The following is a 19,236-nucleotide window of genomic DNA, read 5'->3' as shown; positions in this document are numbered from 1 at the left end:
TTCATATTATGCGAATACTGAGCTAAATTGGAACAAACCATAAACCAATGCACCAAACAGGAATATTGCAATTAGGCCTGCAATTAGATAAACTAAGAAGTTAGATTCTTTTCCTGGATATGCTGGTTCCACAGACTCTCTACTTACTTTTTCACCGCCGTATGCTTGCATGGCAGTCCTCTTAATTCGGTTTGTAATCATTAACAACGCTGGGATTAATACCAGCAGGATAAAGGTTCCGAATAACAATCCATAGGCAACAGAAATCGCCATTGGAATCAAAAATTGGGCTTGAAAACTTTTTTCAAGGATTAATGGTGCCAGTCCTGCAATCGTTGTTATCGATGTTAATAGGATCGGTCTGAATCTAGACTTTCCTGTTTCTATAACAGCTTGAACATGCGGAACTCCAGCTTTGATCCGTTCATTAAATGCTGTAATGAATACCAAGGCATCATTGACAAAAATACCTACCAGTGCAATGACTCCTAATATAGAGAATAATGATATCGGAAGTCCATGAATATAGTGTCCGACACCTACGCCGATAAATCCAAATGGTAGTAGTGAGAATACAATCAGTGCCTGACTTACAGATTTAAAAGTTAAGACGATGACGAAAAACATCATCAAAAGAATAATCGGCATGACTAGTTTCATAGAATCCATTGTCTTAGCCTGTTCTCTTTCTTGTCCTTCGAATGACGCAACTACTCCAGGAAAATCCCGTAGTACTTGAGGTAAGATTACATTTTTCACATCAGAGGTAATATCACTAATACTAACTTCATCATTTGCAACATCACCCTCTATTCTTACTTCCCTTGAACCCTCTATCCGATTGATATTGACAATTCCACGTTCTGTTTTGAAATCTGCAAGGTCTCTTAATGGAATAGACTGTCCCGTGCTGGTTCTGATTCTCATGTCTGCAAGATCAGAGATGTCAGATCGGTCTTCTTCACCGTATCTTACCCATATTCTTACTTCATCTTCACCTCTCTGAATCCGCTGGGCTTCTGCACCGAAAAATCCTTGTCTTACTTGACCTATAATGTCATTTAGTGTAAATCCAAGATTATATGCTTTAGGTTTGAGTTCAAGTTCTATCTCTTTCAGACCTTCTTGATTATTATCCACAATATCTTTCAAGTCGGGAATCTTTTCTAAACTCGCTTTCACAGCTTTCACCGCTTCAGTTAATTGGTCTCCATCATCTCCTAATAGAGAAAGAGACAAAGGTTTCCCGAAAGGTGAGCCACTTCCGAATGTGAAAGTCTCAACCATCGGCAAAGGTCCGACCTTCTCTCTTATTTTCGCGATAATCATCCCTGCAGAAACATCGCCTCGAGTTTCACCTTCTAGTAAACTGACATTCAGATCCGCTTGGTAGGAAGTGGGTCCGATCGTTTTTTGGATATTTTCAATTGGGTTTATTTCACCATTGAAATACTCATCTTTTAATTCTTGGTTAACTTCTAAAATGGCGTTTTCAATGCTATTCATGATTTCAAGCGTGATATCCTCTCGAGTACCTGCTGCCATTTTCAATTGCACTTGGAAATTTTCCCTAGGTATTACAGGAAAGAAAGTAGACTTAATCATTCCTCCCATGAAAGCACCGCCAACAATAAACAATCCTGCAAAACAAATCGCTAAAGTCGGCCAGTTAAACTTTACTGCCCAATTCAATACTGGTCCATAAAGGTTATCCTTTAAGAAAACCATCATTTTGTCTAGGCTACGCATGACTAAATTTGGTTTCCTATCCTTGCTCAGTGCTTTTGAATGCGCGATGTGAGCAGGTAAAATAAGTGCGCCTTCTATTAAGGAAAAGACTAGGGAGAAAATCACCACAATAGCCATTTCTCGGAAAATATCCCCGAGTCGCCCATCGATAAAGAAGAAGGCCGAGAAGGCAATTACGGTTGTTAAAATGGCAGAAAATACTGCAGGTAGGACTTCCATTGTTCCGTTAAGGGCTGCCTTAAATGCGGGCTCGCCATCTTCGTAATGTTGATATATGTTTTCAGCGATGACAATACCATCATCCACGAGGATTCCAATTACGATAATCATTCCGAAAAGCGATATAACATTAATTGTTATGCCGATCATACTAGCGAAAAGGAACATACCAGCGAACGAAATTGGAATAGCTAAGGCCACCCAAAATGCTAGTCGGTAGTGCAGAAACATAGCCAATAGTAATAAAACAATAATAAATCCGGTGACTCCATTTGTAGTTAGGAGGTCTATTCTTTGTCTTAGTGTTACTGAACCATCTCGAAGCACTGTTGCTTTTACTTCAGGGAATTTAATTGCAAACTCTTCTAGGTAGACCTTTACTTTATCAGTAACGTCTAGCATATCCTCTTCTAAAGTGTTCTGGACATTGACAACAACTGCAGGGTTTCCATCTACATATGTTCTTTGTGGACTATCTGCCCAACGATCTTGTACATCTGCTATTTGGTATAATCTAATGACACCTCCATCTTGGTTAGTCTTAATAACGATATCTTGAAGAGCAGATGCTGTGTACTCTTTATTATTCGCTCTAATAAGAAGTTCTTCCGTATTGGTTTTAATCGTTCCTCCCGTTATTTCTAGATTCGTTTGTCTGATTCTAGTTGCTGCTTCTGCGAAAGTAATATTGTTTGCTCTTAGGTCTTCTTCTCGGAATGTAATTTCTATTTCTTCATCTGGAAAACCTGCGAGTGTCACTTTCGAAACATCGTCTAAAGCTCTAATATCATCCTCTGCTTGTCGGGCAATTTGTTTAAGCGTTTTCAGAGGAACATCACCAGAAATCGCAAAGTTAATAGCGAACCCTAAGTTTTCTTGTTTGTAGACAATGAGCGGTTCCATGTCTACGGGGAAGGAACTCACACGATCTATCGCGTTCTTTACGTCCTGAAGGATTGTCTCTGTGTCAAATCCCTTCAATACTTCCACTGTAATGTTTGCGCTATTTTCAGATGATACAGAAGTTACTCTTTCTATCCCAGTTAGACCTTTAAGGTTCTCCTCTATCTTAGAAACAATTCCTTCTTCTACTTCGTCGGGAGAAGAACCAGGATAGATGGCTTGGATAGAAATGATTCTACTGGCCACTTCTGGAAAGAAGGTTGTTTTCATCTGATTCAGACCGAAAAGCCCAACGATGAAAATTAAGATCATTAGGATATTTCCGGCGATCTCGTTCTTTATAAAATAATCAATTACTGATCTCATATTTTTACTTTTTGGCCTTCATAAAGACCGGCTAAGGAACCTGTGATTACAGCGTCATCAGGGTTAAGTCCACGAACTAATACATGGTTGTCAATTCTCTTAAGAGAAGTGATGTTCTTCGAAGTGACGAGTGAATCCTTAACCACATAGATGGTTTCAGGATTGAGAAATATTTCTTTTGGTAGTTTAATGATGTCCTTCAGCTCTGCGCCTTTTAACTCACCATTAAGGTACATTCCATCTTTAAGTCCTGAACCTGTAACTGTTATGTAAATAGGAATATTCTGAGTGGCGTTATCTATCTGATTTCCTATTCTATTTACTTTTCCCTTCCACTCTTTTCCTAATTCTACAGAAGTGAGGTTTACAGTTTGGCCTAATTTGATGTACTTAAGCTCATCTAAAGGAATAGGAGAAACCATTTCATAAACGCTCGTATTAATCATGGTAGCTAGCGCTGCACCGGGACTAATAATAGACCCTGGAAAAACATTTGACTGAGTAATGATTCCTGAGAAAGGAGCATATATTTTATAGTCTTTTAATCGAGTTTCTAAGCTTTTGATGCTATAGTACTGATTCAGGATATTTCTTCCAGCAATGAAATACTTTTCTTGATTCGTTGTGGCTTCAGGAATAGCGGTGATTGGCTGATCTATCTGGAACTCGCTGAGGTACTTTTCCCATTTTTGAAATTCGTCAGGGTAGTCAAATTTTATATCTGGCATCATCTGAGAAATCGTGGTGAAGAGCGCACTTTTTTGAGCTTGTAGATTAAAAATTGCTTCTTGATCATCTATAGAATAAAGAAGGGCGCCTTTTTTAAAGTACTTGCCTTCTCTAACGTCGGCTGAATTCTGTTGCATGATACCAGTTACTTTAGAGCTTATCGATACTCTTTCATAAGCTTGTAACCTTCCGTCAACCTCGATTTCATTCGTTGCAGATTCTGGTGTGAAGTAATCTACCTTTACGGTTCTAAGTTCCTTTTTGAGTGGAGCTTTCGATAGCGTAGATTCTTTTTGATTCGAGAATTTCTGGAAAATAAATAAGCTACCAAGAAGGATGAGCAGAGTAATTAGGGCAGAAATCAGATTTTTTCTTGTTCCTTTTTTCATTATTATAGATCGTTTGAAATTTTGTTCTTAAGATTTAAATAGAAGTTTTTAAGTACTTTTTTCGTAGTTGTTAATTCTTCCTCAGTGTATTCATTGATAAATTCTGAACGCAGGTCTTTAGAGCTTTCTTCGACTGAAGCCTGGAAGAGTTTTCCTTTTTCGGTTAAGTAGATCAATTTATTTCTCTTGTCTTGTGGATCTTCTCTTTTCTCAATTAATTCATAAGACACTAATGCTTCTAGCATTTTATTGATACTACTTTTGTTTTTATCTAAAGTGTAGCCAAGATGGGATTGGGTAACGCCATCTTCATACCATAGATTAGCTAGAACTCCAAGGCAAGAGCTTGGAAAATCGTATCCTAAATCTTTTAATCTTTGTTGCATTCTAATGTCCAAAAGCCTTGCAACTCGGTGGGTTAAGAAGCCAAAATGATTAAAAGGATCAAATGTATTGTTCAAAATAGTTTCATATTGAACCATTAAGACATATGCATTACCAAAAGGTTTAATAGTGAACGATATTTTTTTTGTTAAATATCTGAGAGGTGAGCATTAAGCTTTGTGAGTGCTTTAATCATTGCTTTTTCTATGGCGTGAAAATCTTGTTTTTCTCTATTAGTATAGATGATAATGCCATAAAAAGGAGGGAGTGTTTCTTCGAGTAGTTGTTTGTTTAATCTGAATGCTTCTTTCATCCGACGCTTTAGGTAATTGCGATCTACTGCTTTCTTAAAACTTCTTTTCGGAACTGTAAAAGCGAATTGGAATTTAGGTGACTCTGGCTCATTAAGAGTGTCCTCTTTTAAACGAAACATGATCTTTAGCGGAAATGCCTTGACGATTTGACTTTCTTCGAAGAGGAGTTCAAATTTCTTTTTATTGGTAAGGCGTACAGATTTAGGAAAGCTAAAGTTGGCCATAGTGCAAAATAAAAAATCTGAAAGCGGAACATGCCACTTTCAGATATATATTTTCTAAAAGTAATTTCTTACTTCAATTTGCTTTCGTCAGATACAGTAAGCTTAAGTCTACCTTTAGCTCTTCTAGATGCTAAAACTTTTCTTCCGTTTTTCGTGCTCATTCTTGATCTGAACCCGTGCTTGTTGGATCTTTTCCTTCTGGATGGTTGAAATGTTCTTTTCATTTTCTTATTCTTTTAAACCTTTTTTTCAAGGGAGTGCAAAGGTAATACAAAATATTTTAAATACCAAAGCTTCGGAAGCAAAAATGCATTTGCTATTTTGCTTCCCTATTTATTGGTCGAATTGTTTATGAATTCATTGAAATCAAAAACTCTTCATTATTTCTAGTTCCTAACATGTGTTTTCTTAAGAATTCCATTGCTTCATCTGGTTTCATATCAGCAAGGTGTTTTCTAAGAATAAACATTTTCTTAAGCACAGTTTCTCCTAACAACAACTCTTCTCTTCTTGTACTTGATTTTGTAAGATCGATCGCTGGATACAAACGTTTGTTTGCTAATGATCTATCTAACTGAAGCTCCATGTTACCAGTACCTTTGAATTCTTCAAAGATTACTTCATCCATTTTAGATCCAGTGTCTATAAGTGCAGTTGCTAGAATAGTAAGTGAACCTCCACCTTCTATATTTCTTGCTGCACCAAAGAATTTTTTCGGTTTGTGTAATGCATTTGCTTCCACACCACCTGATAAAACTTTACCACTTGATGGTGAAACGGTGTTATATGCTCTTGCAAGTCTAGTAATCGAATCTAAAAGAATTACAACATCATGACCACATTCTACTAATCTTTTCGCTTTTTCAAGCACCATATTAGCAACACGAACGTGATTTTCAGCTGGTTCATCAAAGTTAGAGGCAACAACTTCCGCTCTTACACTTCTTTTCATATCTGTAACCTCTTCCGGTCTTTCATCGATTAATGCTACGATTAAGTAACATTCAGGATGATTTTTCGAAATGGCATTAGCAACATCTTTTAATAAGAATGTTTTACCCGTTTTCGGTTGCGCTACGATAAGTCCTCTTTGTCCTTTTCCTATAGGTGAGAACAAGTCGATCATTCTGTTTCCGTAATCTTTCCCTTCTGGGTGAGATACTAAACTGAATTTTTCTTCTGGAAATAAAGGCGTCAAATAATCAAAAGGAACTCGTTCTCTAATCATTTTAGGCTCTAGACCATTAACTTTAGAAACACGAAGTAGTGCGAAATATTTTTCACCTTCTTTCGGAGGGCGTATTGCACCTACGATTGTGTCACCAGTTCTGATCCCGAATAATTTGATTTGAGATGGAGAAACATAAATGTCATCTGGAGATGTTAAGTAGTTATAATCTGCAGATCTTAGGAAGCCATAACCATCTGGCATCATTTCTAAAATTCCTTCACCTTCTATTAAACCATCTATTTCAACATTAAAGACATCTTCTTTCGGTTGACTCTTCTGCTGAGGTTTGTTATCTCTCTGTTCTCTGTTATCTCTCTGTTCTCTGTTATCTCTCTGCTCCTTATTATCTCTGCTATCCTTGTTGTCTCGAGAGTCTTTGTTGTCTCTTTGTTCTTTATTATCCTTCTGATCTCGCTCTTTATTGCTATTAGGGTTGTTGTTCTTATCGCGATTATTATTTCTTGGGTTCTTTCTTGGAGGTCTTGCTTCTTGAGTTTTAGAGGCATCTGAATCAGCTTTTTGCTCTTTTTTCTCTACAGGTGCAGCTTTTTCTTCTTTAGGTTTTTCTTCTTTTTTTGCTTCGGGTTTTGGAGTTGGCTTTGGGTTGGGTTTATTGGGATTTGTTCTTTTTCTTGGTTGAGGCGCTCTCTTCTTTTCTACATTTTCTTCTTCCGTTGCATTTTTGCCCTTCTCTATGGCTTGCTGGTCAAGAATTTTATAGATTAATTCTTGTTTGCTCAATCTTTTATATTTGGTAAGGCCAATGTTCTCCGCAAGATCCTTTAGTTCTGGAACAAGCATATCATTCAGCTGCAAAATATCGTACATAGTTTTCTATTAGAAATTGATAATTAAAATTTGATAAGGACTTATGATTATAGTTTAAAAAACCTTATGATTTATTATTCGAAAGTCAGTGGAATAGAAATTAAAAGGAAATTTTTAATACCTAACGGTATGGTTTGCGCAGCAAAAATACACTTATATTTTAAAATACAAATAGTAAACGATAATTTAATTTAGGAAATCCAGCAATTATTAGATTAATCCTTAATTTCGCATCTTCATTTATACAAGCAGAATATGTTACAAGTAAAAATTATAGAGGACCATTTAGATGAGATTAAGGAAAGTCTTAAGAAAAGAAATTGGGGAGATACCGATATTTCTGTTGTTGAGAAAATCATTGATCTTAATACTAAGAGAAAAGCCGTTCAGACGGAATTGGATCAAGAAAAAGCGAAACTTAATCAATTATCCAGCGAAATTGGAAACCTCTTTAAAAGTGGGAAGAAAGATGAAGCGGTAGCATTAAAAGATGAAGTTGCTAAGATAAAATTAAAGTCTGAAGAGCAAGATGCGCTTTTAACTCAGATCACTTCTGAATTAGAAAACAATCTACTTTCTGTGCCGAATAAGTTACACCCAAGTGTACCAGCAGGAAGTTCTGAGGAGGACAATGAGATATATAAACCACATCAAGGCGATCTACCTGTACTAAGCGAAAATGCCTTACCTCACTGGGAATTAGCTGAAAAGTACAATTTGATTGATTTTAAATTAGGAGCTTTTATTGCTGGATCTGGATTTCCTTTATTTAGAGGTAAAGGTTCTAGACTTCAGCGAGCGTTAATTTCTTATTTCTTAGATGAAGCGAGTAATGCTGGTTATGAAGAAATCGTGCCTCCATTGTTAGTGAATGAAGATTCTGCACGTGCCACGGGTCAGTTACCGGATAAGGAAGGTCAGATGTATTACGTAGAGAGAGATGATCTTTATCTTATTCCTACAGCGGAAGTTCCGATCACTAATATAATGAGAGATCAGATTATAGAAGAATCCGATTTTCCTATAAAATTCACTGGGTATACACCATGTTTTAGAAGAGAAGCAGGATCTTATGGAGCACATGTAAAGGGTTTGAATAGAGTTCATCAGTTTGACAAAGTAGAAATTGTACAAATAGAACATCCAGATAAATCTTACGATACATTACATGATATGGTTGCTCATGTGGAGCATCTATTAAACAGTCTTAAATTGCCATATAGAATTTTAAGATTATGTGGCGGCGACACTGGATTCACGTCTGCATTAACGTTTGATTTTGAAGTTTATTCAGCAGCTCAGAAAAGATGGTTAGAAGTGAGTTCTGTTTCTAATTTTGAAACTTTTCAGGCAAATAGACTAAAATTGAGATACAAAGACGGAGATGGAAAGAAGCATTTAGCACACACATTGAATGGTAGTGCACTAGCGCTAGCAAGGATCATTGCTTGTATTTTAGAAAATTATCAGACGGAAGATGGAATTAAAATGCCTGAAGTACTCGTTAAGTATTTAGGATTCGATAAGATCTAAAGAGATTATTTATATTTGGAATAAAAATTAAAAAAACATGAGTGAGGAAATGAATATTGATGAAAACATGATGCAAGGTGAAGAAAACCTAGATCATGCCATTGAGCACCTCAAAAATGAGTTATCAAAAATTAGAGCAGGAAAGGCTTCACCAGCCATGCTTTCCAGTATTATGGTTGATTATTATGGTGCACCCACTCCTCTACCTCAAGTAGCGAATGTAGGTACAGCAGATTCCCGTACGATTACGATTCAACCATGGGAGAAAAATATGCTTGCGCCTATAGAACGCGCTATTTTCGAAGCTAACCTAGGATTGACTCCGATGAATGATGGAGAGTTTGTGAGAATCAATATTCCACCGATGACGGAAGAAAGAAGGGTTCAGCTTGTAAAACAATCTAAGGCACACGGTGAAGACGGAAAAGTTTCTGTTCGAAGTGTGAGGCATAAAATGATTGACTTTATTAAAAAAGAAGTTAAGAATGGCTACCCTGAAGATGCAGGCAAACGAAAAGAGGAAGAAGTGGAACAGTTGGTTAAAAAATACTACGCTAAAATAGACAGCCTAATAGAAATGAAAGAGAAAGACATTATGACTGTTTAGTCAAGTGTTATCTTTTTCAAACATCGATTTTCTGTATAAAAGATACTTTTATTAAAAATTCGAACGATTTCAGCACCCGCTGGAATCGTTTTTATTTTACGGGTCTGTGCTAATGTATTCTCCGTTAATTGCTGATATAGAATTCCACCTTTGGTATATACAATACTCTTGTCTTTGACGATGATGGATCCCGAATCTTCTAGTGGTAAGTAACTCGAATAATTTCCGAAGTTGTCGAAAATGGCAATGCCTCTGCCTTCTTCTACCATGAAGACCATGTTGTTTTGCTCTACGATAAAGTCTGGATGTATGTCCAGCTGGATATAACTTTCTACTGGATTAGATTCGATAATAACCTTACTGTTCTTACTAATTTTCTTTAAGCGGTAATCCAAACCATCATAAATCCAGATGTTATTATCACTTGAATTTCCTGCTGCAATAATATTGAATTCACCTTGATATCTACCGATCTCAGATAAGGCGTCATCTACAAAAATGATCCGTTGGAAACCTGAAAAAAACAACATGATTTTCTTTGGGTTAGTAACATCGACGTAGGATATATTTCCAAGACTGTTGTTGTAATATTCGAAAAGAAAATTGAGATCTTTATCGTATACTTTTAATCGATTTTTTAGGTCAATGGTATAAAGATTTCCAAAAACATCAAATTTGAAATTTTGAATGGGATTATCAAGAAGTTCACACTCAAAGGGTGCTTTGATCGTTTTTGTGATATTACACCCAAGGAGTAAACCGATGATAAAAAGACTAAGGATATATTTTGCCATGCTCATTTTCGAAAAATAACAAGTCCAATTTACTATTTTTAAATTTTGCATAGCTAAAATGATTCAACCAGTCTCCTAAATTTATATATCTAGAATGATTATTGGACAATTTGTAGTCAATAGGAAGGTGGCGATGACCGAATACAAAGTAGTCAATTTCAGATTCTTCTATGTAAGATTCACAGAACTGAACCAACCATTCTCGGTCAGCTCCTAGAAATTTTAATTCTTCCAGATCACTGTTCTCTCTGCTCTTACTGCTAAATTTCCGCATTAAGCGTAAGCCTATGTTAGGGTGAATAGTGCTGTATAGTTTCTGTAGAAATGGATTCGTGAAGACCTTCTTGATCATTTTATAACTTCGATCACCTGGACCTAGTCCATCTCCATGAGCGAGAATAAACTTTTTCCCATCATGTTCTACGAATAATGGTTCTCGGTGAATAGGAATATCAAGCTCTTCTTCGAAATACTTAAACATCCAGATGTCATGATTTCCAGTAAAAAACTCAATGTTAACGCCAGCATCCTTAAGATTAGCAAGCTTACCCAATAATCTGACATAGCCTTTAGGAATGACGCGATTATATTCGAACCAATAATCGAAAATATCACCGAGCAGGTAAATGGTTTCCGCATCGTGTGTAATAGAGTCTAAAAACCTAACGAGCTTTCGCTCTCTTTCCTTACTAGTTAACTTTCCATCTGTACCCAGATGAAAGTCAGAAACAAAATATATGGCATCCTTTTTCTCCATTCAGCGCCAAAGGTAATTGATTTTATTATCTTCGAAGTATGAGAAATTTACTATTTATTATAATCACTTGTATTCTTAGTGTTAGCAGTTATGCACAAACTGAACAACTTGATATAAAGTGGAAAGGGGAGATTGATAGAATAAAAAAAGAAGAGCACGCATTTAGGGATGACGCACTGGGCACATTGGTCTTAACAGGTAGTTCTAGTGCTAGAATGTACAAGAATGTCGGAGAACATTTTCCAGATTATAATGTCATAAATTCGGGATTCGGAGGTTCTAAAATGTATGAATTACAATATTTTCTAGATGAATTAGTAGTTAAGTTCAAACCAGATATAGTTCTCATCTATGAAGGAGACAATGATGTTGCTGGAGAATTTACTACGGAACAAATAATGACAACAACTAAAGAGGTCGTTGCCAAGTTAAAGAAAGACTTACCAGGTGTAGAGTTATACTTTATCTCTCCTAAGCCAAGTCTTGCGAGGTGGAATCTAGCTGATAAATATGTTGCATTAAATTCGGAACTTGAAGAATATTGTAAGAAAACGGAAAGAGTAGGATATATCGATGTGTGGTACCCAATGCTTAATGACGAAGGCACTCCGATAAAAGATATCTTTATTCAAGATGGCTTACATATGAATGAAAAAGGCTATGCTATCTGGAAAGCAGCAATTGAGCCAAAGGTGATGAAAGAAAAATAAATTGAGCAATCCGCAGCGCATCATCGACCTGACGATCAACTTAAGTGACGATCTGAATGGAGTAGAAATTTCTAGCGTTAAAACGATAGAGAAAGATGGGTGGAATACATCGTATTATAAGATTTACTCCCATGTAGGAACACACATGGATGCTCCTAGGCATTTTGGAAATGCTGATCAGGCAATAGATGAGATAGCAGTAGGTCGATTTATTACGCCAGCGTGGATTATAGATGCTACAGATGTAGGCCCGAAGGGATTTATAACCTTGAGACACTTAGGCGTTTTGTTGTCTGAATTTAGTCCTGGAGAAAGTCTGATAATAAAAACGGGATGGTCGTCTAGATTAGGCACTCCAGAATATTTAGATGACTTGCCTCGGATCAGTAAAGAACTGGCGGAATGGTGCGTAGAAAATAGAGTTAATATCCTGGCGGTCGAGCAACCATCTGTTGCAGATGTTCATAACTTAGAAGAAGTAACGGAAATTCATAAAATACTGATGGATGGAGATGTCATTATTGTGGAAAGTTTAATCAATGTGGAGCAAATTACCGCTGCAAAAGTTACGATGATCGCCATGCCTCTAAAAGTTAAAGATGGAGATGGCGCACCAGCAAGAGTTGTGGCAATATTATAAAATCATTGTTTTTAATGACCGAGCATCCTATAATTCTCAATCAATTCAAGAATTTCTTCTTTAGGTAGCGCTTTTCTTTCATGATTATCCACTCCGATCATATCTTCTGCAGCAAATAAGGAATTCAAAATGGCCTCTTCAGTAGCTTCGATTGCTGCTAGAAAGAGTGGTGTTGTATTATTGTTACGGAGAAAGTTCTGATATAAAATGGGTGAATCACTTTCATAAGGAATCCTGTTTTCTTCTGCTGTGGAAATAGCAATAACATAATCTCCACTACCATTAGAAGCAATACCACCAGTTCTGCCTAATCCGAGCATGGCTCTTTTTGCTAATCGCTCTAGGTTTCTTGAATCCAGGGGTGCATCGGTAATGATTACGATCATACACGAACCATCCGATCCATACTTCAGCATTCTAGAGTAGTTGTCCAGTTCTTTTGCAACAGGGATTCCATTAAGCTTGAATATACCACCGAAATTAGTTTGTACAAGAACTCCCACTGTATAACCTCCCAGTTTTTCAGGAATTACTCTAGAAGATGTACCTATTCCGCCTTTATATCCAAAGCAACTCGTTCCTGTTCCTGCACCACAATTCCCTTCTTCCACTGGACCATCACTCGCTTGAGCAATTGCATTCAAAACGTCCTTTTCGGTTACGACTCGCTTCCTGATATCATTCAGATATCCGTCGTTCGTCTCACCGACAATAGGATTTACAGATCTTACATTTTCGTTTTCAGGTTGCATTAAAGTATAAGTAATCAATGCATCTGCAGCTCTAGGTACACTTAAGGTATTTGTCAATACAATAGGCGTTTCTATATTTCCAAGCTCCTTAACTTGCGTGTATCCAGCTAACTTCCCGAAACCATTCCCTATGTAAATTGCTGCAGGAACTTTCTCTTGGAAGAGGTTACCTGAGTGAGGAAGAATGGCGGTAACTCCTGTTCTGATATCATCGCCTTGGATGAGGGTTGTATGTCCAACTTTAACTCCCTGAACATCAGTAATTGCATTCATTGGTCCTGTCTGAAGAACGCCAATTTCAATTCCGTATCCTCTTAGTCGAATATTATTCTGAGCTATAGAAATCTGACAGGTGATGAATAAAATAATAAAGAGGAAGGAAATCCGCGTTATCATTCTTTTATTTTTTTAATAATCGGAACAATAGGAGTGGAGTCTAATCTCAATGTATCGAATGGTTTCGCCGGCTTCATGGGTTTTCCAGGAGCACGAAGGGTATCGCCTATGTTAAAGTTTACTTGTGTATATATGATAGAATCCACATAACTTTCAGCGTCTTTTATGGTATTTCTAATACATTTTTCCCACTCTTCTATTCGCGTTTCTTCTAACTTTTCCTGTATGTACTCCTCCATTAATTCCTCTTGGGTCTTCATCTCTTTTTTAGCAAATGCGCTAAGAGCAATCAAGACAGAAACAGAAAATAATATGGCTAGAACTCTTTTCATTTCGAAGGAATGTATTTTTCAATTTCTTTTAATCTGACTTTAGAAATAGAATCTATTGCTTGATCAAAATTTTCTTTGTACACCAGCGCACATAATGAGTCCACTTCTTTAATGACCAATTTAGCTTCCACTCTATATATACTATCCGCTAATATTCTGTTTGCTGAAGACAGTTCTGGAACTTCCTCAGTACAACCATTGACCATAAAAACGGTAGTAAGGGCACAGGCTATAAAAAGAAAATATTTAAAAATCGGGCTCGTCATCTACATTAATGTATTTTCTTTTCAGTTCAAAATTCTTTCCGAGATACACTTTACGTACCATTTCATCTGCAGCGAGGTCTTCAGCCGACCCAGCCTTAAGAATCTTTCCTTCAAACATTAAATAGGCACGATCGGTAATGGAAAGCGTTTCCTGAACATTGTGATCCGTAATTAATATCCCAATATTTCTCTTTTTCAACTTAGCAACGATATACTGAATATCTTCTACCGCAATCGGATCGATTCCTGCGAATGGTTCGTCCAGCAGAATAAACTTAGGATCTGAAGCAAGTGCTCTAGCAATCTCCGTTCTTCTTCTTTCTCCTCCAGACAGAGAGTCACCCATATTTTTTCGAACCTTATGCAAGCTGAATTCATCGATCAGACTTTCCATCTTCTCTTGCTGAATGGTCTTATCAGGTTCGGTTAATTCAAGTATGGCCGAAATATTATCTTCTACACTTAACTTCCGAAACACACTCGGTTCTTGCGGTAAGTAACCGATTCCTTTCTGCGCTCTTCGGTACATGGCGAAGTCAGTGATGTCTTCATCATCTAGATACACACGGCCAGAAAAAGGTTTTATGAAACCCACAGTCATATAAAACGTCGTTGTTTTGCCAGCACCATTAGGTCCAAGTAAACCTACAATTTCCCCTTGAGATACATCAATGGATACAGAGCTTACGACCTCTCTTCTTCCATAACGCTTTACTAGATTGTCTGTTCTAAGTTTCATTAATGCTAATTTACTATTTCCATTCTACTTTAGCTTCTAATTCCCAATTTTCTCTTAATGCTTCTAGTTCGACGATTTGCCATTTTTCACTTTGCGTCTTTCTCTCATAACTTCCAGGGTCCCACTTTCCATTGCGATTCTGATCTAAAGTAATCCTAACGGAATATTTCTTAGGAGGAAGGAGGGTGAAAATAAATTCAGCACTTTCCGACGCTGTAATTATTCGTTTAAGCACTTCTGTTTCTTTATCTAGAAGCTGAATCACATATTGATTTTCAGCATTCAAGCTATCTACACTTAGGAATATCTTTCCATACTTCTCAGTACTTTCTGGAATAATTAGCTCTGTTATCGTGTCATTCTGAACACCATTGACAAATGATAAACCACCTGGAAAAACACTAAGCGCCATCGTATCTCCAAACTTAAAATCATAATCAATGTAGATTTTTCGTGGATTCAATGAATCTTTCGTGATTGAAGAGATACTCCTGACCAAAGTATCAGATAATTCGAATTGGTTCGTATCAATATTAGAAATAGCAAATGCAAACTCTAATTCTATTCCTTTACTAGGTGGAATTCCGCCATTCCTGTTGATATTCGAACGCTTAATTTTCAAAGGCTCAAATTCCGTTCGGCTGACTCTTCTTTTATAGACAATCGTATCCTCCATAACGAAGAAGGTATCATTAGGAATCGTATTATCGTGCCACAGAATAACACTGTCTTTATTGATTTCTCGGTGCCACCAGATCGAATCTCTAGCAGTTGTAATTTCTTCATTTTCAGGAGGATTGCTAAATTCAAATTTCGCTCGAAAGGGCTGAAAGTCACTATCTACAAGTTCCTGTTCTATTTCTGGCTCAAAAATATTCAAGCTCAGGTTGATAGAAGAGGTATCATTGACATAAATAAAAGTATCCAAAAAGCCCATTGCCTCTCCGTAATCATATTTCAAATTTAGATTTCCGTCGTTGAGCACAAAGACTTTAAAAGTATCAGCTCGCAGATTCTGAATCCTAAACTTTCCGGCTTTATTTGTTTTAGCAAAGTAGTAAGGCTGTTCTTTATAGATAATAGAGTCTTCTAGATTATCGTAGAGCATAACCAGAACGTCTTCTGCTGGTTTTTGCGTAATATCATCGACGACCATTCCCGAAATTTCTAGTGAATCGATGATGTCTCCTGTGGAGAAAACGTATCTGAAATTGGGAATAGGATTACTCTCATTCAGATCGACGATCGCCTCTCCAAAATTTATAGTGTAAGTGGTATTCGGTTTTAAAGTATCTTCTTTTGCAAATTTCAACGTTAGCTTCTTACCACGCTGGACGATTTCAGGCTTATTAGCCATCGGCGGGGAATAAACGACTTGCTCGAAAGCATTTTTCAACTGAATAAACTCATCAAACTTAAGAATCACCTTTTTTAGGTCAAAATTGGTGATATAATTCGGAGTCGATTTTAGGCTGTCGAGCTGGGGCGGAATTTCATCCTTCTTACCACCTAATGGTGATTTCTGAACTGCACATGAAAAAAGAATGGCAGTTGTGATAAGTGTTAATATGAAGGTCGTAATTTTCAAAATGGATGCAAACCTAATGGATTTTCAGTAAAGATGATGCTATAACGATTGAAAACCATAAAATCTTGGGTAAATATGGATCTATTTCTTTTTATTTCGAGGATGGTGGGTCATCATGACGTCGCGAAGATATTGGTTATCTAAGTGAGTGTAGATCTCGGTAGTGGTAATACTTTCGTGGCCTAGCATATCCTGTACGGCCTTTAAGTCTGCTCCACCATCTACTAAATGCGTAGCGAAGGAGTGTCTGAAGGTATGCGGGCTTACTTTTTTGTCAATGCCTGCTTTTTCTTTCGCATTCTTGATGATGGTAAACAACATTACGCGGGTAAGCATCTTTCCTCTTCTATTGAGAAAAATGTGATCTTCGAATCCTTTCTGAATGGTTTTCAACTTAGATCTATAATGTTCCATATAAATCAAAATTTGATCTATTGCCGTTTCTCCAATAGGAACCAACCGTTCTTTATTACCTTTTCCGACGACCCTAATAAATCCGATGTCTGGGTAGAAATTGCTTATTCTCAAATTTATAAGTTCAGATGCTCTTAGACCACTTGCATAAAGGGTCTCCAGCATCGCCCTGTTTCGATGACCGTGATCTTCGCTTAAGTCAATGGTTTCTATGATTTTAGTAATTTCCTCATAGGAAAGCACTTCTGGAATTTTGCGACTTAAGCGAGGTCCATCTATTAACTCAGAAGGATCATCTAGAATTAAATCTTCTAACAACAAAAATCTGAAGAACGCTTTGACACCAGAGATGATTCGTGCTTGAGTTCTTGCTCCTAATCCTAATTCATTTAGATAGATTATGAAGTCAGATAAATCTGGATAGGTTAATGAAAGCGGTCCTTTGGCGTTGTATTCTGTGGAAAAGAAGGTCTGAAGCTTAATGATGTCCTGTTCGTAAGCATCTATCGTATTCTTAGAAAGTGATCTTTCTAAGAGCAAATATGACTTAAAACCATTGATCCCTGAATTCCAATCCATATTCAAAGATAGTTTCTTTTTTTACCTTTTATTAGGTCAATGTTTGAGTTGCTTTTAGCTGTGTAAGTACTAATTCATATAATACTTATTCGCCCATCCAGCTTTCCAAGATTTTTCTTTGTAGTGGATTCAAGTTTTCAAGGCGCTCTATAGAATATACCTTATTTGCCGGATCATCAGAATTCAGAACTAATCGCAGACCAGCATAGTTTAAGTATTTATCATAATCAATTTCTTTTACTGAATAGACATAATCGAAGACGTCGTTAAGTGGATTTCCTGCAATCTGCTGGCAGGCGTATTGAAACTCGGCATCTGTAAAACCTCTCTGCTTTTCTTGGTAGAAAGAAGTATAAAGTAACCTCATAACATCATCTAGAGACGCTTTATTTTCAGTTGCATTTCTGATGGCAAAATCAAGGATTAAACCTATTATAGGACCTTTCTGGTAATAAGAAATGGTTTTGTTTTTCTCTAAACCACTCTTACCAAATGGTCCATCTTTCCAAGTATTATAACTTGCATTTACCAAAGATTGATGCAGGCGTCCGGGATTGTTTTCATTCCCATTAATATCTCTTTCGAAATTGGCAAATAAAGTTTTTTCATCTGCAACACCAGACCGTTTCACAATGAGGAATTCATAGTAGACTGTGAAACCTTCGCTCATCCACAGCATGTTGGTTCTATTTTCTTTCTGATAATCGAAAGGCCCTAGTTCGAAAGGTCTAATTCTTTTGACGTTGTAATGGTGAAAGTATTCGTGTGTTAAAAAATTCAACATAGAGTTCATCCGCTCTGGATTTTCGAGACCATTTCCGCTGAAACTAAATACCGTATTGTTAAGATGTTCTATTCCTCCTCTTCCAGGGCCGATCGCAATGAAGGTGTATTCGTCGAAAGGTATATCACCTATAATATCTACGGAAGAAGCAATGACTTTCGAAAGCTTATCGATGAATGATTCGTGATCGAATTCCCCGATATCGTAGCCAACGAAATGATGTTTTACACCTTTGACATCGAAGGAAGGAAGACGCTCTAGATTTCCTACTAACAAAGGTGAATCATATAAGATATCAAAATCAGAAGCTAGGAAATGATGCTTTTCTATTTTCTTTAAACCTGTAGCGACATCTGTCCAGTTCTCACCAGGATTTACAGAAACAGTTACTGGAAGGTTCAAGTAATGGTCTACGTATAAAAAGGTATTAGAAGGAATGATGAAAGCATGGGCACTATCGACATAACTGTTCGCCACGAATTTTCGAAAGGTGACCACATCGTATGTTATGGATATGGTTTTACTTTTGCCTTTAGAAATACGATATGAATTATCGTCGATCTGTATAAATTCTAAAACTTCATCATGTTCGTTGTGTGCTGAAAAATTACGGAGCATTTTCCCGAAATTCATAATCTGGTAATAGCCAGGTGTCCAGTTCGGAAGGTGGAAAGTAATTGTATCTTCTGTCCATCCAGTTGTTTCTAATCTTACGTGGTACTGGTGGTCGGTAGATTCATCGAAGGATAATTCGTAATTAAATTCAGGAGTGCTAGACTGGGCAGATAGCGTAGAATAGCCATTGAAGGAAAATAAAAAAAGGATTACTAGATATCTGAAGAAGAATGCCATGGTAAAGTCCATAAGTTTTTCGATTAGTGGCGATTTCATGTGATTGCAAGTTATAAAGTAAGGTAGCAATAAAATCAGTTTTCAAGAAAGTTAGCCTTTAAATGATCGTATTGAATAGATCAGTCTAATAAATAGAATTTATAATATGCAATTGACC

19 protein-coding genes are annotated in these 19,236 nt (G+C 36.9%); 4 read left to right on the top strand and 15 right to left on the bottom strand.

Annotated elements, in window-relative coordinates; translation table 11 throughout:
- Positions 1 to 6 precede the first annotated feature (6 nt).
- The 6 genes from L2586_RS09980 to rho form a co-directional block, all read right to left on the bottom strand.
- A complete protein-coding gene (locus L2586_RS09980) occupies positions 7 to 3,237 on the bottom strand; it encodes an efflux RND transporter permease subunit (protein ID WP_235292746.1) in 3,231 nt (1,076 codons plus the stop codon).
- Positions 3,234 to 4,355, bottom strand: a complete 1,122-nt coding sequence (locus L2586_RS09975; protein WP_235292745.1) for an efflux RND transporter periplasmic adaptor subunit — start codon at positions 4,353 to 4,355, stop codon at positions 3,234 to 3,236. Before L2586_RS09975 ends, L2586_RS09980 begins: the two co-directional genes overlap by 4 nt.
- Before the next feature lie 2 nt (positions 4,356 to 4,357).
- Positions 4,358 to 4,816: a MarR family winged helix-turn-helix transcriptional regulator gene (locus tag L2586_RS09970; RefSeq protein ID WP_235292744.1), complete on the bottom strand. Its 459-nt coding sequence runs from the start codon at positions 4,814 to 4,816 to the stop codon at positions 4,358 to 4,360.
- 71 nt (positions 4,817 to 4,887) lie between these two features.
- Positions 4,888 to 5,277, bottom strand: a complete 390-nt coding sequence (rnpA, locus tag L2586_RS09965; protein ID WP_235292743.1) for a ribonuclease P protein component — start codon at positions 5,275 to 5,277, stop codon at positions 4,888 to 4,890.
- Positions 5,278 to 5,345: 68 nt separating this feature from the next.
- Complete coding sequence (gene rpmH / locus L2586_RS09960; RefSeq protein WP_235292742.1) at positions 5,346 to 5,501, bottom strand: 50S ribosomal protein L34; 156 nt, start codon at positions 5,499 to 5,501, stop codon at positions 5,346 to 5,348.
- A 125-nt stretch (positions 5,502 to 5,626) separates the two neighbouring features.
- Positions 5,627 to 7,336 carry a transcription termination factor Rho gene (gene rho / locus L2586_RS09955; RefSeq protein ID WP_262914137.1) on the bottom strand — a complete coding sequence of 570 codons (1,710 nt, stop codon included), beginning with the start codon at positions 7,334 to 7,336 and terminating at the stop codon, positions 5,627 to 5,629.
- A gap of 255 nt (positions 7,337 to 7,591) precedes the next feature.
- On the opposite strand from rho, the gene serS reads away from it, so the two are divergent.
- Together serS and frr are read left to right on the top strand one after the other, a co-directional pair.
- On the top strand, positions 7,592 to 8,869 hold the full coding sequence (gene serS / locus L2586_RS09950; RefSeq protein WP_235292741.1) for a serine--tRNA ligase: 1,278 nt from the start codon (positions 7,592 to 7,594) through the stop codon (positions 8,867 to 8,869).
- Between the two features lie 37 nt (positions 8,870 to 8,906).
- Positions 8,907 to 9,476 (top strand): ribosome recycling factor, encoded by a 570-nt coding sequence (gene frr / locus L2586_RS09945; RefSeq protein ID WP_235292740.1) that lies wholly within the window; start codon positions 8,907 to 8,909, stop codon positions 9,474 to 9,476.
- Here the strand turns inward: frr and L2586_RS09940 are convergent.
- Positions 9,473 to 10,270, bottom strand: coding sequence for a hypothetical protein (locus L2586_RS09940; protein WP_235292739.1), 798 nt, complete (start codon positions 10,268 to 10,270; stop codon positions 9,473 to 9,475). The genes frr and L2586_RS09940 overlap by 4 nt on opposite strands.
- Positions 10,251 to 11,027 carry a UDP-2,3-diacylglucosamine diphosphatase gene (locus L2586_RS09935; protein WP_235292738.1) on the bottom strand — a complete coding sequence of 259 codons (777 nt, stop codon included), beginning with the start codon at positions 11,025 to 11,027 and terminating at the stop codon, positions 10,251 to 10,253. The genes L2586_RS09940 and L2586_RS09935 overlap by 20 nt, the downstream gene beginning before the upstream one ends.
- Positions 11,028 to 11,065: 38 nt before the next feature.
- Between L2586_RS09935 and L2586_RS09930 the strand changes: the two genes are divergently transcribed.
- Both L2586_RS09930 and L2586_RS09925 read left to right on the top strand, forming a co-directional pair.
- Entirely contained in the window at positions 11,066 to 11,737 is a 672-nt protein-coding gene (locus tag L2586_RS09930) for a GDSL-type esterase/lipase family protein (protein ID WP_235292737.1), read from the top strand.
- A 1-nt stretch (position 11,738) separates the two neighbouring features.
- Complete coding sequence (locus L2586_RS09925; RefSeq protein ID WP_235292736.1) at positions 11,739 to 12,377, top strand: cyclase family protein; 639 nt, start codon at positions 11,739 to 11,741, stop codon at positions 12,375 to 12,377.
- Positions 12,378 to 12,388: 11 nt separating this feature from the next.
- On the opposite strand, the gene L2586_RS09920 is transcribed toward L2586_RS09925, so the two are convergent.
- The 7 genes from L2586_RS09920 to L2586_RS09890 all read right to left on the bottom strand — a co-directional run bounded on the left by L2586_RS09920 (position 12,389) and on the right by L2586_RS09890 (position 19,118).
- Positions 12,389 to 13,525: a DmpA family aminopeptidase gene (locus L2586_RS09920; protein WP_235292735.1), complete on the bottom strand. Its 1,137-nt coding sequence runs from the start codon at positions 13,523 to 13,525 to the stop codon at positions 12,389 to 12,391.
- Positions 13,522 to 13,857 (bottom strand): hypothetical protein, encoded by a 336-nt coding sequence (locus tag L2586_RS09915; RefSeq protein WP_235292734.1) that lies wholly within the window; start codon positions 13,855 to 13,857, stop codon positions 13,522 to 13,524. The genes L2586_RS09920 and L2586_RS09915 overlap by 4 nt, the downstream gene beginning before the upstream one ends.
- Entirely contained in the window at positions 13,854 to 14,123 is a 270-nt protein-coding gene (locus L2586_RS09910) for a hypothetical protein (protein WP_235292733.1), read from the bottom strand. The genes L2586_RS09915 and L2586_RS09910 overlap by 4 nt, the downstream gene beginning before the upstream one ends.
- Positions 14,104 to 14,862, bottom strand: coding sequence for an LPS export ABC transporter ATP-binding protein (lptB, locus tag L2586_RS09905; RefSeq protein WP_235292732.1), 759 nt, complete (start codon positions 14,860 to 14,862; stop codon positions 14,104 to 14,106). The genes L2586_RS09910 and lptB overlap by 20 nt, the downstream gene beginning before the upstream one ends.
- A 13-nt stretch (positions 14,863 to 14,875) precedes the next feature.
- Positions 14,876 to 16,450, bottom strand: a complete 1,575-nt coding sequence (locus L2586_RS09900; protein WP_235292731.1) for an Ig-like domain-containing protein — start codon at positions 16,448 to 16,450, stop codon at positions 14,876 to 14,878.
- 81 nt (positions 16,451 to 16,531) lie between these two features.
- Entirely contained in the window at positions 16,532 to 17,443 is a 912-nt protein-coding gene (gene xerD / locus L2586_RS09895; protein WP_235292730.1) for a site-specific tyrosine recombinase XerD, read from the bottom strand.
- Between the two features lie 85 nt (positions 17,444 to 17,528).
- Positions 17,529 to 19,118 carry a M61 family metallopeptidase gene (locus L2586_RS09890; protein WP_235292729.1) on the bottom strand — a complete coding sequence of 530 codons (1,590 nt, stop codon included), beginning with the start codon at positions 19,116 to 19,118 and terminating at the stop codon, positions 17,529 to 17,531.
- Between the last annotated feature and the right edge of the window lie 118 nt (positions 19,119 to 19,236).

This window comes from Portibacter lacus, assembly GCF_021533215.1.
In the GTDB taxonomy this organism is placed as follows: domain Bacteria; phylum Bacteroidota; class Bacteroidia; order Chitinophagales; family Saprospiraceae; genus Portibacter; species Portibacter lacus.
Note: the sequence above shows the minus strand (reverse complement) of the source record. Positions and strands in the feature narration are given on the sequence as shown.

Coding starts and splice junctions, on each gene's coding strand:
- lptB (WP_235292732.1), bottom strand. CDS start 14,862: ATGAAACTTAGAACAGACAATCTAGTAAAGCGTTATGGAAGAAGAGAG.
- frr (WP_235292740.1), top strand. CDS start 8,907: ATGAGTGAGGAAATGAATATTGATGAAAACATGATGCAAGGTGAAGAA.
- L2586_RS09920 (WP_235292735.1), bottom strand. CDS start 13,525: ATGATAACGCGGATTTCCTTCCTCTTTATTATTTTATTCATCACCTGT.
- L2586_RS09890 (WP_235292729.1), bottom strand. CDS start 19,118: ATGAAATCGCCACTAATCGAAAAACTTATGGACTTTACCATGGCATTC.
- L2586_RS09930 (WP_235292737.1), top strand. CDS start 11,066: ATGAGAAATTTACTATTTATTATAATCACTTGTATTCTTAGTGTTAGC.
- rpmH (WP_235292742.1), bottom strand. CDS start 5,501: ATGAAAAGAACATTTCAACCATCCAGAAGGAAAAGATCCAACAAGCAC.
- L2586_RS09975 (WP_235292745.1), bottom strand. CDS start 4,355: ATGAAAAAAGGAACAAGAAAAAATCTGATTTCTGCCCTAATTACTCTG.
- xerD (WP_235292730.1), bottom strand. CDS start 17,443: ATGGATTGGAATTCAGGGATCAATGGTTTTAAGTCATATTTGCTCTTA.
- L2586_RS09980 (WP_235292746.1), bottom strand. CDS start 3,237: ATGAGATCAGTAATTGATTATTTTATAAAGAACGAGATCGCCGGAAAT.
- rho (WP_262914137.1), bottom strand. CDS start 7,336: ATGTACGATATTTTGCAGCTGAATGATATGCTTGTTCCAGAACTAAAG.
- rnpA (WP_235292743.1), bottom strand. CDS start 5,277: ATGGCCAACTTTAGCTTTCCTAAATCTGTACGCCTTACCAATAAAAAG.
- L2586_RS09910 (WP_235292733.1), bottom strand. CDS start 14,123: ATGACGAGCCCGATTTTTAAATATTTTCTTTTTATAGCCTGTGCCCTT.
- L2586_RS09935 (WP_235292738.1), bottom strand. CDS start 11,027: ATGGAGAAAAAGGATGCCATATATTTTGTTTCTGACTTTCATCTGGGT.
- L2586_RS09915 (WP_235292734.1), bottom strand. CDS start 13,857: ATGAAAAGAGTTCTAGCCATATTATTTTCTGTTTCTGTCTTGATTGCT.
- serS (WP_235292741.1), top strand. CDS start 7,592: ATGTTACAAGTAAAAATTATAGAGGACCATTTAGATGAGATTAAGGAA.
- L2586_RS09940 (WP_235292739.1), bottom strand. CDS start 10,270: ATGGCAAAATATATCCTTAGTCTTTTTATCATCGGTTTACTCCTTGGG.